This window comes from Streptomyces sp. NPDC001889 (assembly GCF_053594535.1).
The window spans coordinates 1-12,857 of record NZ_JBSFER010000002.1; the positions used below are offsets into that span (position 1 = coordinate 1).

11 protein-coding genes are annotated in these 12,857 nt (G+C 71.3%); all 11 read right to left on the minus strand.

The features are described 5' to 3' along the window. Positions 1-185: 185 nt before the first annotated feature. The gene (locus ACWCRA_RS01895; RefSeq protein ID WP_351552821.1) at positions 186-1,043 is read right to left on the minus strand and encodes an SDR family NAD(P)-dependent oxidoreductase; all 858 of its coding nucleotides are present in this window, start codon (positions 1,041-1,043) and stop codon (positions 186-188) included. Next, on the minus strand, positions 1,036-2,376 hold the full coding sequence (locus tag ACWCRA_RS01900) for an alkaline phosphatase (RefSeq protein ID WP_351552818.1): 1,341 nt from the start codon (positions 2,374-2,376) through the stop codon (positions 1,036-1,038). The genes ACWCRA_RS01895 and ACWCRA_RS01900 overlap by 8 nt, the downstream gene beginning before the upstream one ends. An 8-nt stretch (positions 2,377-2,384) precedes the next feature. Continuing rightward, on the minus strand, positions 2,385-2,945 hold the full coding sequence (locus tag ACWCRA_RS01905) for an NUDIX hydrolase (protein ID WP_351552815.1): 561 nt from the start codon (positions 2,943-2,945) through the stop codon (positions 2,385-2,387). After that, complete coding sequence (locus ACWCRA_RS01910) at positions 2,942-3,850, minus strand: aminotransferase class IV (RefSeq protein WP_351552812.1); 909 nt, start codon at positions 3,848-3,850, stop codon at positions 2,942-2,944. Before ACWCRA_RS01910 ends, ACWCRA_RS01905 begins: the two co-directional genes overlap by 4 nt. Before the next feature lie 100 nt (positions 3,851-3,950). Next, on the minus strand, positions 3,951-5,138 hold the full coding sequence (locus ACWCRA_RS01915; RefSeq protein ID WP_351552809.1) for a glycosyltransferase family 4 protein: 1,188 nt from the start codon (positions 5,136-5,138) through the stop codon (positions 3,951-3,953). 168 nt (positions 5,139-5,306) lie between these two features. Further along, positions 5,307-6,206 carry a sugar phosphate nucleotidyltransferase gene (locus ACWCRA_RS01920; RefSeq protein ID WP_451066629.1) on the minus strand — a complete coding sequence of 300 codons (900 nt, stop codon included), beginning with the start codon at positions 6,204-6,206 and terminating at the stop codon, positions 5,307-5,309. A 45-nt stretch (positions 6,207-6,251) separates the two neighbouring features. Continuing rightward, a complete protein-coding gene (locus ACWCRA_RS01925) occupies positions 6,252-7,511 on the minus strand; it encodes an NAD(P)/FAD-dependent oxidoreductase (protein WP_351552804.1) in 1,260 nt (419 codons plus the stop codon). Continuing rightward, entirely contained in the window at positions 7,508-8,122 is a 615-nt protein-coding gene (locus ACWCRA_RS01930) for a hypothetical protein (protein WP_451066630.1), read from the minus strand. Before ACWCRA_RS01930 ends, ACWCRA_RS01925 begins: the two co-directional genes overlap by 4 nt. Beyond that, entirely contained in the window at positions 8,119-9,438 is a 1,320-nt protein-coding gene (locus ACWCRA_RS01935; protein WP_351552798.1) for an MFS transporter, read from the minus strand. Before ACWCRA_RS01935 ends, ACWCRA_RS01930 begins: the two co-directional genes overlap by 4 nt. Next, complete coding sequence (locus tag ACWCRA_RS01940; protein ID WP_451066631.1) at positions 9,435-10,697, minus strand: glycosyltransferase; 1,263 nt, start codon at positions 10,695-10,697, stop codon at positions 9,435-9,437. Before ACWCRA_RS01940 ends, ACWCRA_RS01935 begins: the two co-directional genes overlap by 4 nt. Before the next feature lie 4 nt (positions 10,698-10,701). Further along, positions 10,702-11,760: an amidohydrolase family protein gene (locus ACWCRA_RS01945; RefSeq protein WP_351552792.1), complete on the minus strand. Its 1,059-nt coding sequence runs from the start codon at positions 11,758-11,760 to the stop codon at positions 10,702-10,704. Positions 11,761-12,857: the final 1,097 nt, after the last annotated feature.

A 12,857-nucleotide genomic window follows, 5' to 3' on the forward strand; every position in this document is an offset into this window, starting at 1 on the left:
TGTGTGTACGCGGACCTTCCGCTGACCACCCAGTTCAACGACGGCTCGGGGCAGGACGACGGCTACCGGCTCCCCACCTCGTCCCGTTGGGGTCGCCGAGGCCGGCGTCGTGTTCGGTTCCCGGACTCACCCCTGCCGCCGAGGACGCGCCCGGGGAGCGTTCGTGCCGCGGTTGGTGCCGCGGTTCACTTCAGATGGAGCACATTTCCGGTGACCAGGCGGCCCGCGTCGGAGGCGAGGAAGGCGATCACCTCGGCGACCTCCCCGGGAAGGGCGACATGCCCCGACCCGCCGGCACCGCGCACATAGTCGCGCACCTCGTCCGAGACCCAGCCGGTGTCCGTGACGGGCGGGTGCACCGCGTTGGCGGTGATGCCGTACCGGGCCAGCTCGGTCGCGGCGGCGAGCGTGTAGTCGACCAGCGCGGCCTTGGCGGCCCCGTAGGAGACCTCCTCCGGGAATCCGCCGCCGCCCCCGGAGGTCAGCGAGACGATCCGGCCCCAGCCTGCCTTCCGCTCGACCGAGCGGCGGGCGAACTCGGCGATCATGAGCGCACCGCCCCGGGCGTCGACCGCGAACTGGCGGTCGAAGCTCTCGGCCGTGACCGGGAGCAGGGCCCGGCCGAAGCGGTCGGTCGCCCCGGGTTTGAACGTGTCGGCGAGCCAGCCGCTGGCGTTGTTGACCAGGATGTCCACCCCGCCGAGCTGTTCCTCGGCGGCGTCGAACAGCCGGGCCGGCGTCAGCGGATCGGCGAGGTCGGCCTCCACGGCCACGGCCGTGCCGCCCGCGCCCCGGATCACCTCGACGACATCCGCCGCGGCCCGGGCCCGGTTGCGGCGATAGGCGTCAGGGGTACCGGGATCGGGCGCGTCGTCCAACCGCAGGTAGGTGAGGAGCACACCGGCGCCCCGCGCGGCCAGGGCTATCGCGGCCGCCGCCCCGATGCCGTGGTTGGCCCCCGACACCAGAGCGGTCCGGCCGCTGAGATCGGTGGAGGGGCCGGAGTGGGCCGGTGTGATGCTCTCTGGAACAAATTCAGACATGCTCGGTCGACACCTTCAGAGTTCGCTGAATCAGGGAGAAGAGACCGGTCTGGTCCATCAGCCCGAGTACCTGATACGCGCCCGGTCCCTCGGCCGCGATACGCACCTGTGACCCGGTGTGCACCTGGATCAGGCCGACGAGATTGGTCCCATAGTTGATCATCATCGGCTCACCGTCGTGAGCCGTCAATGTCACGGTCGCCCCGGGGCTCTTCACGTCGACGGGGACGATCTGGCTGGTGTGGCAGTGGTCGGCCGTCACCAGGACCAGGGTGTCGGGGTGCTCCCGGGCGTAGCGGAGGCCGGCGGACACGGCGTCGTCGAGTTCGCCGACCTCTCCGATCATGCCGCAGGGGTCGGCGTCGTGGGAGGCGTTGTCGATGAGCGCGGACTCCACCATCAGGAAGAAGCCCGGCTGGTCGTCGCCCTCCCGGCCCCGGGACAGCAACTCCAGCGCGCGCTCGGTCATATGGCGCAGGGAGGGCTGTGTGGAGGGGCGGTCGGGGTTGAGGGCGCACAGGGTCGGCGCGGTGCCCTCGGGGCTGGCGATGGGGCCGACGAGCCGACGGGCGAGGGGGCCCTCGGAGAAGAGGCCGATCACCGGGCCGTCCCCGGCAGCCGCCGAGAGCTCGTCCGCCGTGGTGACCACCTCGTAGCCGGCCGCACGGGCGAGATCCAGCACGGTGCGGGGCGGCTGGTGCCCGTCGCGCACGGTCTGCGCGAAGTACCCGGCCCCGCCGCCCAGCAGCACATCGGGCCGGGTCCGCACCAACTGCTCGGCGATCGACCCGCTGCCGCCGTTGGCCCGGTCCTGCACGGGGCAGGCCTCCATCGAGTCCGGGCCCCGGCAGGTCCGGTCGGCGACATGTGCCGCCATGGCCGCCGGCGTCGGGTCGCAGACCTCCTCCGTGGTGACGATTCCGGTGCGCAGCCCCTGCTCGCGGGCCCACTCCACGATCGTCTGGCGCGGCTCACCGTGCGCGTCCACACCGATGGCGCCGTTGTAGGTCTTCACCCCCGTCGACCAGGCCGTGGCCGCCGCCGCCGAGTCGGTCACGTAGTTGTGTTTGTCCGGGGCGCCCCTGAGCACCGAGTAGTTGGTGCAACTGCCGCTGAGGAGGAAGGAGTCCAGCGAGGCGAACCGCCCGTCACCTCCTCGGAGATAGTTGCGGGCCGCCGTGAGTTCGGCCTCGCCGGTACCGTCGCCGACGAAGAGGATGACGTTTCTGGCCTTTCCCTCGCGCACCGCGTCGATCACCCTGGCGGCACCGCCCGCCGGTGCCGCGTTCGCCGTCCGCGCGATCGTCTGTCCCCCGAAGGTGTCACTGGCCATGTCCGTCGTCACCCTTTCCGGCGGTGCTCGTACAGTCCGAGTGCCGCGACCGTCACCGCGTCGCGCACCTCGCCCCGCCCGACCATCCGCCAAACCGCTTCGCGTGTGAACTCCTGGGTGTGCAGAAGCCCCTCGGAGGGCTCCGGACTCGCCGTTCCTCGCCGCAGACCGGACGCCGTGTAGACATGACACGATCCGGTGGCGTAGCCGTATGCCTCGTGCAGTTCACCGAGCCGTTCCCATCGGGCGGCCCGGTAGCCGGTCTCCTCGCGCAGTTCGGTCCTCGCCGTTTCCAGCGGCGACGGGGCGGGTTCTCCCGGCTTGGCGCAGGAGCCCTGGGGGAACTCCCAGAACCGCTGCCTCACGGGGTGCCGGTAGACACTCACCAGACAGAGCGACCCGGACGGCAGCACGGGAATCACCAGGGAGAAGTCCTCCTTCTCGACGATGCTGTACAGCCCGGGGGAGCCGTCGGGGAAGGTCACGTCCTCCTCGCGCACCACCAGATACGGTGAGCGGTAGGCCTCGCGGGTGCCGCGGACGAGGAACTCGACTCCGTCGTCGCTCACCCCACATCCACCAGTTCGAGCGCGGCGCTGCCCTCGCCGCCGCGTGAGGCGGCCAGATAGCGGTGGCGCAGGCGGGTGAGCAGCGGGGGTTCGAGACCGAACTCCCGGTGGTCGAGCCTGCGCACCGGGACCAGGTCGGCCAGCGTTCCGGCCAGAACCATTCCGTCGGCGCTGAGCGCGTCCGTCCGCAGGACGGGGGCCCGTTCGAAGGGGATGCCCTCGGCGGCGGCGAGCGTCTCCAGCAGCGCGATGGTCACCGAGTCCAGGCAGTCCTCCCAGACGGGCGGGGTGACGAGCCTGCCGTCGCGCTCCATCACGATCGCGGCGCCCGCGCCTTCGGCGACCCGGCCGGCGGAGTTGAGAAGCAGCGCGTCGTCGAAGCCGGCCTCCTTGGCCTCCAGCCGTGCCAGACGGGTGAGCTGATAGTTGCCGACCACCTTCAGCGAGGGGGGCATGCTGTCGCCGGAGGGGCGGCGCCAGGAGCTGGTGGTGAGCGTGACCGGCGCGGGGTCGGCTCCGGCGGGGGGCTGCCGGAAGGCGGCGACGGTGACCGACGCCGCACTCGCCCGCTCGGTCAGCCTGGCCCCCACCACCATCGGCCGGACGTACACCTCGCACTCCGGATGTCCCTCCGCCTCGATGCCGGCCGCGACGAGGCAGCCCTTGAGGAGCTGCTCGTACTCCTCCTCCAGCGGAAGGTTCAGCACGGCGCAGGTGCGCTGGAGCCTGCGGAGATGACGGCCGGGGGCGAGCAGCGCGAGCCCGCCGCCCGGCTGGCGGCGGGCCACCATGCCGTCGAAAGCGCTCAGCCCGCGCAGGAGCGCGTCCGACATCAGCGGAAGCCTGACATCGGCCCAGTTCTCCTGGCGGCCGTCGACCCAGATGGTGCCGTTCTGTTCCTGCATCGGAGATTGTCCTCTCGTATGTCCATGGAGTGCTCGGTGCCCGGGCCGGGACCCCGGCGGGACCGGGCGTTGCGGTCGGATGAGGGGGACCGGGCCCGGCTCAGCCGAGTTCCGGCTCCTGGTCGGGGCGATGGCTCCAGGAGTCGCGCACGCTCTCCAGCAGCCGCTCGGTCTGGGAGAGCATGCGGTCGATGGTGAATTCCCTGCGCACCCAGGTGAGTGCGTTCGCGGCGTACTTCGCACGGAGATCCACATCGCGTGCCAGTTGTTCGAGCACCTCCGTCCAGCCCTCCTCGTCCCCCGGCGGCAGCCGGATGCCGGTGTGCTGTTCCCGGACCACTTCGCGCAGACCGGTGGTCTCGCTCACCACCACCGGCCGGCCGGCGGCCATCGCCTCCAGTACGGCCAGGCCCAGCCCCTCCGCGACACTCGGCTGGACGACGACATCGCTGTCCCGGTAGACCTGGGGCATGTCGTGGAGTCCGAGTTCCTGGCGCACGTCGACCCGCTCGGACATGCCCGACTCCTCGATGAGTTCGAGCAGGTCCTCGTAGTAGCGGCGCTGCGAGGAGTGGGCTCGGCCGGCGATCACCACATGCGCGTCGATGCCGCGCCCGACCAGTCCCGCGAGCACCCTGACCATCAGGTCCTGCTGTTTGCGGGGAGCGATGCGTCCGCTGAGCGTCATCACGAACCGCCCGTCCGGGGCGCGGAATCCGTCATTGGCGAAGAGATCGCAGTCGATCCCGTGGTGCAGCAGATGGGTCGAGGAGGCCGGGCTGCCGTGGTCGACGGCCTTGTCGTAATAGAAGCGGCTGCCCGCGATGAGAGCGGCGAGGGGGAGGTGCTGGTAGACCAGCCGGGCTCGGCCCGTGCCCAGGGGGCCGCGCTCGGGTTCCTGCTCGTGGAAGTTGGCCACCAGCGGTACGTGGTGGGCGAGCGCGACCATGGAGCCCAGTACCGCGGTCTCATGGCTGTTGGCGAAGACGATGTCCGGTACGCCCCATCGCTCGATCACCTCGGCCAGTTCACCGGTGGTGCTGAACTGCATCTGCTCCCAGCGGAGCTTGGTGGGGTCCGACAGCAGATCGAGATAGCCGCTGATCCGCTCGACCCGGGCTCCGCCATCGGTGTCCTTCTCCGGAGCGGTGACCCGGTCGCCGTCCGTCACCACCATGATGTCGTGCCCGCGTTGGGCCAGGCCGGTGGTGACGCAGCGGGCATAGGACTCGGCACCGCCGATCATGGGGTGGTAGGCGGGGGCAAGCATCAGAACGCGCACGGGCATGTCTCCAGTGGACGAGAGTGGACGAGAGTGGACGAGGGGCGACGAGGGGCGACGAGGGACGACGAGGGACGACGAGGGGGGCGAGAGCGGACGGGACACGGGTGGCCGGCGCCCGGAGATCCCGGGCGGAGCCGGCTCCGGGACCCGGGGGAAGGGGGTGCGGGCAGGTCAGGCCAGACATCCGCCGGCGACCACGGTGCCCGGGGCCACCCGTGCGCCGGGCAGCAGGACCGTCTCGTGCAGACGGGCCCCCGCGCCGACCTCGGCGCCGGGCCCGATGTAGACCCGGCCGGTGAACTCCGCGCCCGGACGCACCACCGCTCCGGGCGAGACATGGGTCACCGGCTGCCCCCGGTCCGCCGGATCGGCCAGATCGTCCAGGACCGCGGAGCGGTACGCCTCGACCGTCCCCAGATCGTCCCAGCGGCCCAGCCACGGCACGAGCGTCACCGGTGCTCCCCGGGCCAGCAGGGCGGGAATGAGATCCGCTCCGAAGTCATGGGGCCGGTCGGCGGGGATCTCCGCCAGCAGGGACGGGTCGACGCAGTACGCGCCCCCGCTGACCCAGCTCCGCCGGTTGCGGGCCCAGTCGGGCTTCTCCACGAGATCCACCGGGCGTCCCTCCTGGTCCAGCTGGAACACCCCGAACCGGGAGCCGTCGTCCACCTCCGTCGCCAGCACGGTGAGCAGCGCTCCCGACTCCTGATGGGCCCGGACCAGCTCGGTGAGGTCACCGCGGAGATAGAGGTCCCCGGAGAGCACGACCACCAGATCGGTCGCGGCCAGTTCGTCGTGGAAGGTGTGCATCGAGCCGGAGGGGCCGCGGGGTGCCTCCTCGACCCGGGTCTCGACGGGGAGGGCCAGCTCGGTGTTCTCGAAGTACTCCTGGGCCGCCTCGGCCCGGTGGTGCAGATTGCACAGCACCCGCTTCAGCGGCAGCTCCGCGACCTGGGAGACCAGGCGTCCCAGAATCGTGCTGTCCCCCAAGGGCAGCAGCGGCTTGGGGTGCCGAAGGGTCAGGGGATGAAGTCGGCTGCCCGCGCCGGCGGCCAGAATCAGGCATTCCATGGCTAGATCACCTCTCGTGCTTCTCACCGATTCCGCAGGGAGCGATCAAGGTCTGTCGTGGGAGATCCCGGTGTTCCCGGTCACGAGCGGGTGCTCGAACAGCTGGCGCCGGGTCAGTCGCGGAGTGACCTCCCAGTCCTCCGCCGCCCAGTCGGCCCCGGTGCCGGCCCAGGAGGGCAGCGCGGCGGGGGACGCGCCGGCGGTGCGCCCCACCCCCATCTCCAGCAGCCGCCGCACCGCGCGGCGTGCCAGGGCCGGGGCGAGCACGAACTTCCCCGGGAGGACGGCCAGCGCGTTGCTCCGGCCGAAGGGGATCACCCCGCCCTCGGGGAGACCGCTGCCGGGCCGGGTGTCCAGTTCGGCCTTTCCCGCCGGATACACCCCCCACCGGGCGTCGGGGTCGTGCCAGAGCGCGGGCAGTTGCTCGGCCAGGACACGGCCGACGCCCTGGAGCCAGATCTCCCGCGCGATGTCCGGGGCGCGGCCCGGCCAGAAGTTCACGAAGGTGGAGAAGAGATGGACGGTGCCGGCGGCCGACCGCCGGGAGGCGACGAAGAGACCCTGTGCCTCGTCCGACGGCAGACAGAAGGCGGCGGGCAGCGGCTGGGTGGAGTGGCAGACGAGCATGAAGGAGAGCCGGGTGCGGATCGACGCGCCGTCTCCCGCCCGGCCCATGCGGCCCAGCACGGAGGCGGTACCCAGCCCCGTGGCCAGGACGAAGGCCGGCGCCGTGACCGTGAGCGGGCCGTGCGCGCCGAGTATCTCCGCCGATTCCACCCGGTCATGGCTGCTCCGCAGCTCCACCAGCCGCCCCGGCAGCACCGGATGGTCCCTGGACGCCGGCGCGGCTGCCGCCAGGGCCTCCCGGGGTGTGACGGTCGCCTCCGGCACGGCGTAGCCCGGCAGGGCGCCGGGCAGGATGCCGCCGGTGTCGATCCGCTCGGCCGCCATGCCGAGCGCGTCCCAGGTGCGGAGGGATTCCTCCCGCTGATCCGGGTGGTGGAAGGCGACGACACTGGTCCGCGCCACCGGCTGGAGTCCGGCGGACTCCAGCCTCTCCTGCCACCAGTCGGCGGCACCCTTCAGCTCCTTGTGCTGGGCCGCCTCCAGCCGGCGGTAGATGTAGCCGCGGTGCAGATAGCCGTGGCAGTGGCCGGTCTGTCCGGCGGCCAGTCCGCGCTTCTCCACCAGCAGCACGGGAATGCCACGCTCACGCAGCTGCTCGGCGATGAGCAGACCCGTGACCCCGGCTCCGACGATCACCACTCCGGGCCAGTCCACCCGGTCCTGGTTCCGTGTGTTCATGACGCGACACTCCGGCGGTCCGCCCGTATGTGCAGCGGCGGACGCAGCTCGCGGACCGCCATCACATCCCGCTCGTCCGGCCCCGGGCGGAGCAGCAGCTCATGGGTCATGTGGAGGGTGTGCGCGACGAGCGGCGCGACATGGTCGGGCAGCCGCGGCGGGCCGGGGCCCAGGACGGGCAGACTCAGCCGCAGCAGCATGGCGGCGCTCTCCACCTCCAGTTGGGCGAACCGGCCGTGACCGGACGGGTCCCCGAAGGCGGCGAGCCGGGCGAGTGCCCGTACGAGTCCTCCCTCGACGCGGCCCACCGGGCAGCTCGCCACTCCGTGCCGGACCGTGAAGCCGATGCCCCAGCCGCCCTCCGGCACCGTGACATAGAGCGTGGGTCCCAGGGCGCAGACCACCGCGTCGGCGGGCACGCTGGGCAGGAGCACCCGCCGGCTCCCCGCGCGCTCCTCGGTGAGATGGCCGTGGGCCGCGTTGACGTAGTAGAGCGTGTCCCCGGAGACCAGCGGGGAGCGCACCGCTGTGCCGGAGACCGGAAGCAGGTACTCGACCGCTGTGCGCCCTGGATACGGTGCGGCGCTCCGCCGGGTCAGGTCGGCGGTCACCGCACCGCTGCCGAGCGGGCGGCGGCCTCGGGATCGGAGAAGCGGATCTCCGGCGGCAGCTCTCGGGCCGCCACCGCGAAGCACGCCGCCCCGGCGAGGGTGACCAGCGCGACGATGATCCACAGCAGCCTCGGATCGCCGCTGAGCAGGAATCCCGCGAGCGCCGGGAAGATGGTCACACCCAGAGCGGAGGCGGTCTGGAACACGGCGGTGGCCCGACCGCGCACCGCGTCGGGGGCGGCGTCGGTCATCAGCGCGTTGGACGCGGGCATGTAGAGGATGTCGACCAGGGCGAGGACCACACCGGTGACGATCACGCAGACCCACGCGGCGGACGAGTTGCCCTGCGGCATGACCACCAGGGCCAGCATGGTGGCCGCCAGGATGATCGCGGCGACGGTGATCGAGGCGACACGGGAGTACCGCCGCATGCCGTAGGTGATGGGGGACTGGAAGAGCGCGACCAGCCCGGTGTTCAGCCCGAACAGCACCGACGACACCAGAGCGGGCATCTCCCAGCGGTCCACGAAGAGGATGGGCAGCGCGACCGTGGGCAGCAGGATGATGGGGCTCAGCAGCACCTGGCCGAGGGCGAACAGCAGAAAGCCGCGGTTGGACAGGACCGTCCGCCAGCCCTTGATGGCCACCAGGAGTTCGGGCTCCTCGTCGATGTCCAGGGCGTTCGGGTCGGCTGTGGGAGCGCCGGGGGCGGGTGGCGCTGCCTTGGACTGGAACATGAACAGCGTCGCCGCCGCCACACAGGTGGCCACATTGATCAGTACCAGGGCCTTGGCCCCGCTGACGGCGCTGATCGCCAGTGTCACGGCCGCGATCACCGAGCCGAGTCCCATGGCCCCGGCCTTGATGGACTCCAGGAAGGCGAACCAGCGCTCGAACGGCTGGCCGTTGGACATGTCATGCACATAGGACGACCAGCAGGACCAGTACACCCGGTCGGCCACGGAGACCACCAGCATGGCCAGGAAGATCATCTCGATGCTGTCCGCGAACAGGTACAGCGAGTACCCGAGGCCCGCGCAGAGATTGTTCCCGATCATCGACGCCTTCGCGCCGAACCGGTCGGTGAGCGATCCGCCGATGAGGCCGGCCGGCAGGGACAGCGCGGTGGCGAGGCTGAGCGCGACACCGATCTGGGCGATGCCGATGTCCGTGGTGAGCGTGAAGTAGAGCAGGGAGATGGGGAGGACCAGTCCGGCACCGACGGTGTCCACGAGGACCGCGGTGGTGACCTTCCCGTACCCGGTCATCTGCGGAATGCCGAAGCGGCCTCCGCGGGGCGTGTGCTGCTCACTCACAGTTGGGCTTCTCCCTCGGAGATGAGGACTTCGTGTGCGTACTTGTGCGGATTCCCGAGGGGGCCGGTCACGGTGGGGCGGGCGGTGCCCGCGATGTGCTGGTTGGGGCGGACGCCCTCCGCGTCGGCCATCACCGGGCGGGCGTGCCACAGATGGGCCATGGGCATCTCCCAGCGCGGCACCGGGGTGCGCTGGATGATCTGGCGGTAGAACTCGTTGTCCTCGTCACCCCAGCCGCGGAAGCGCTCGTCGTAGCCGCCGACACTGTCGTACAGCCGTCTCGTGAGGCATATGCATCCGCCCCAGGTGTCCTTGAGCCCGTAGCCGCGCAGCCGGTCGAAGGGCAGGGCCCGGTCCGGGCCGAGGCGTTCCGAGATGGCGAGGGCGCTGGTGCCCTGGTCGAGATAGACGACTTCCCGGTACGGGAGCAGGCATTCGGTGCCCGAGTCCAGTTCCCTGACCACCGACTCCAGGGCGTCCTCCGCCAGCAGGATGTCGGCGTCCAGGAAGCAGAGCTGCCGGGCGCCCGGCGCCGCGTTCACTCCCATGTTGAACGCCCAGCTCTTGTTGAAGTCACCGGCGTTGCGGGCGAAGACATAGGTGTCCGTGAGACCGGCCAGATACTTCTCGCAGCGCGGCTCGTCGTCCTGCTCGACCACCACGACGGTGAATCGCTCCCGGGGGAGGGTCTGGGTGCCGGCGGCGGCGACGGCGGCCACGGCGTTGCGCAGCCGGCTCTCGTCGCCGGGCAGGGCGCGCAGGGGGATGATCACCGCGATGTCCGGTGCGGGGTTCTGCCCCCCGGGTGTCCGCTCCGGGCAGAGCCGGAGTACGTCCCCGGGGTCCGCCAGGCTGTCGGCGCGGGCATCGCGCACATACGCGTCGCCCAGGTGGTAGCTGACGTAGCTGGCGGTGGAGACGGCGTCCAGGGCGGCTTCGAGGCTCCGCCGCACACCGGGGTCGGCACGCAGCCGGGCGGCCAGTCCGGCGATCAGATCCCGGTGGGCCTCGCCGTCGGCCGGCTCATCGGCGAGTCTGCGCAGTGGTGCGGAGACGGCCTCGTCGCCCTGCCCGGCGTGCGTCAGACGCGTGCGTAACGCCGCGTACTCGGCGGCGGAGCTCTGCCAGGTGTTGCTGTTGACGATCGCGTGGGGATCGACGCCGGTCACATAGGTGGCGGCCAGGGAGGCCGCCAGCCGTGTCGCGTCCGGATCGGGATCGCCGTGCCGCTCTGTCGCGGGTGTGCCGAGGTTCGTCACCGTGTCACCCACGGGTTTCGGAGAGAGCGGACAGGGGGGCGATGGCGCGCCGGGGGTTGGTGCCGAAGAGCAGCTCGATGTCCTGGGGGCCGCGGCCGATCAGGGCGAGGTTCTCGCACTGCCGGCTGAAGCTGCCGGTGCCCGCCGCGACGATCCCGTCGGATCGGTACCACAGGCCGTTGCCGGACCGCTGATGCAGTTCCTCCCCCGCCAGGAAGGGGCGTTCGGTGTCGTCGGTGATGCCGATGATCTTCTCCGATCCTAAGAAGTCCAGGGTGCGCCGGCAAATTTCCAAATCCACATGATCGCCATCGAAGTTGAGGAAGGGCAAGAGTTTTCCGTCGTGGGCGGCTTGAACCAGGGTGGCCGGCACGGGGCCGAGAAGCGCGGACAGGTCCGCCGACGCCCAGTCGTCGGCGAGGAACTCCGCCAGCTGGGAGGCGCGCTGAGCCCGCTCCTCCCGGGTGCGCCACACATGCCGGAAGTTGCGCGGCATGTCGTTGAAGAGATGGTCCGTCAGCAGAGCCGACGGGGAGGGCCCGAAGCGCCGCGACACATAGTCGATGGCCGCCGCCGTGCGGTCGGCGCTGAGCTGGGGGTCGCTGTGCCGGAAGTGGCCCAGCGCCAGGCGCACCCCGCGGGAGTAGAACAGATCGATGACATCGCGGTAGGTGACGCCGCCCTCGATCCGGTCGTCGAGATCCCCTCCGTCGGGGGCCATCACGATGTAGGCGAGTCCGTAGCGCCCGAGGTCCGCGATCCGCTCCCACTCATCGGCGTTGGGAGACCAGATGCCCCGGGGCGGGACCCCGCCGAGGTTGCCCAGGAGAGGGCCCTCCACCGAGAAGCCGGCCAGAGCGGGGAGCTCGTCACGCAGGTCGGCGTAGCGCCGGACGACCTTCTCCCAGGTGCCGATGTAGTTGCGGGCCAGGAATATCCCGGGGACCACGTCGGTCCCGCGGGCCGTGGCGTGATCGTTGAGCGCCACGAGGTCGTCCGGTTCCATGGAGCTGTAGTCGAGGTCTTCCATGCCATGCGTGTGGATGAGCAGGGGGGTGGTCATGGGGTGCCTGCCTTTCGACCGTTGGCTTGAATGAATCGTTTGTTCATCGCTCCGTGCGAGGGGGGCCCGGGAGCGGGGTGCTGGTCCGCGAGCACCGCTGCCGAGGCAGCCGGAGAGCGGTGGCGGGCGGTGGGCGGTCCTGCTCGGGAATCGGCGCCCGCGGTGTCGCGTGGATCGACCTGCGGGGACGGGAGGAGGTCACGTGTCACCCATGGCGGACGCCATGGGTGGTTCAGGGCTGGGGCTGCGACCGGGTGACACGGTGACTGAACTCCCCTCGGAGATGCGGACCGTGAGGATGTTAGGCATGTACATGGTCACTTCGCACTCCCCGAGCAAATCACGCAGTGAAATCGGATCATGATGCCCAGTGACGTGGAGGCGTGGTGGGCGGACCGCGCCGCGCTCCGGACACGCCGGATCGAGTGCCGTCGCCGCCGTGCGGCTCTCCCGGGTGTCAGGCCGTGATCGCGGCGAGTTCGCCTGTGGGGGCGCTTCCCGGCTGTCCGGCGGAGCGGACGGGACCGCGGTGGTGATCACTCGGTGATAGGGGGCGCGGCGGGGCGAGCGGCGCTGGGAAGGGTGTCTTCCCGGTCACTCTCCCGCCTTCGCTCTTGCAATGACAGGCGGAGTCGAGCCCGGGAACACTCTGCGGCCACCGGTCGCCGGAGCACTCCCGCCGCCTTCTGGCCGGAACGCGCTCTAGCGGGGGCGAGGTGGTCATGCGCTGGTTCTGCCGACCGGATCGATCCGTGCGGCTGTGCGGGTGGGCGAGGGGGAGCGGGTGCCGCGCGCACGGCTCCGGAGGCACGGCCGGCACCGGGGTCTCCGCGGTGCGGGGGTCCGCCGATGCCCCGCCGGGTCCGTCGCGTCCTCGACGCGTCCTGCGCCCGGATTCGGCCGCCCAGCGCTCCGCCGCGCGCCGGCGGTGTGCCAGCGACCGGACCGGCGACCGGACCGGCGGCGGCCCCGGTGCCGCCTGGCCGGAGGTGGTCCGGCCGTCGCCGACCGGTTGTTCGTGGGGCGGGTCGCCGGGGCCGGCGGTGGGTGTCGTGCCCGGTCCGCCGGTCCGGCGTCCACACGGTGCGGGCGGGAGC

Excerpts from the sequence above, each read along its gene's own strand:
- ACWCRA_RS01900 (WP_351552818.1), bottom strand. The coding sequence starts at position 2,376 with ATGGCCAGTGACACCTTCGGGGGACAGACGATCGCGCGGACGGCGAAC.
- ACWCRA_RS01945 (WP_351552792.1), bottom strand. The coding sequence starts at position 11,760 with ATGACCACCCCCCTGCTCATCCACACGCATGGCATGGAAGACCTCGAC.
- ACWCRA_RS01895 (WP_351552821.1), bottom strand. The coding sequence starts at position 1,043 with ATGTCTGAATTTGTTCCAGAGAGCATCACACCGGCCCACTCCGGCCCC.
- ACWCRA_RS01920 (WP_451066629.1), bottom strand. The coding sequence starts at position 6,206 with ATGGAATGCCTGATTCTGGCCGCCGGCGCGGGCAGCCGACTTCATCCC.
- ACWCRA_RS01915 (WP_351552809.1), bottom strand. The coding sequence starts at position 5,138 with ATGCCCGTGCGCGTTCTGATGCTTGCCCCCGCCTACCACCCCATGATC.
- ACWCRA_RS01910 (WP_351552812.1), bottom strand. The coding sequence starts at position 3,850 with ATGCAGGAACAGAACGGCACCATCTGGGTCGACGGCCGCCAGGAGAAC.
- ACWCRA_RS01925 (WP_351552804.1), bottom strand. The coding sequence starts at position 7,511 with ATGAACACACGGAACCAGGACCGGGTGGACTGGCCCGGAGTGGTGATC.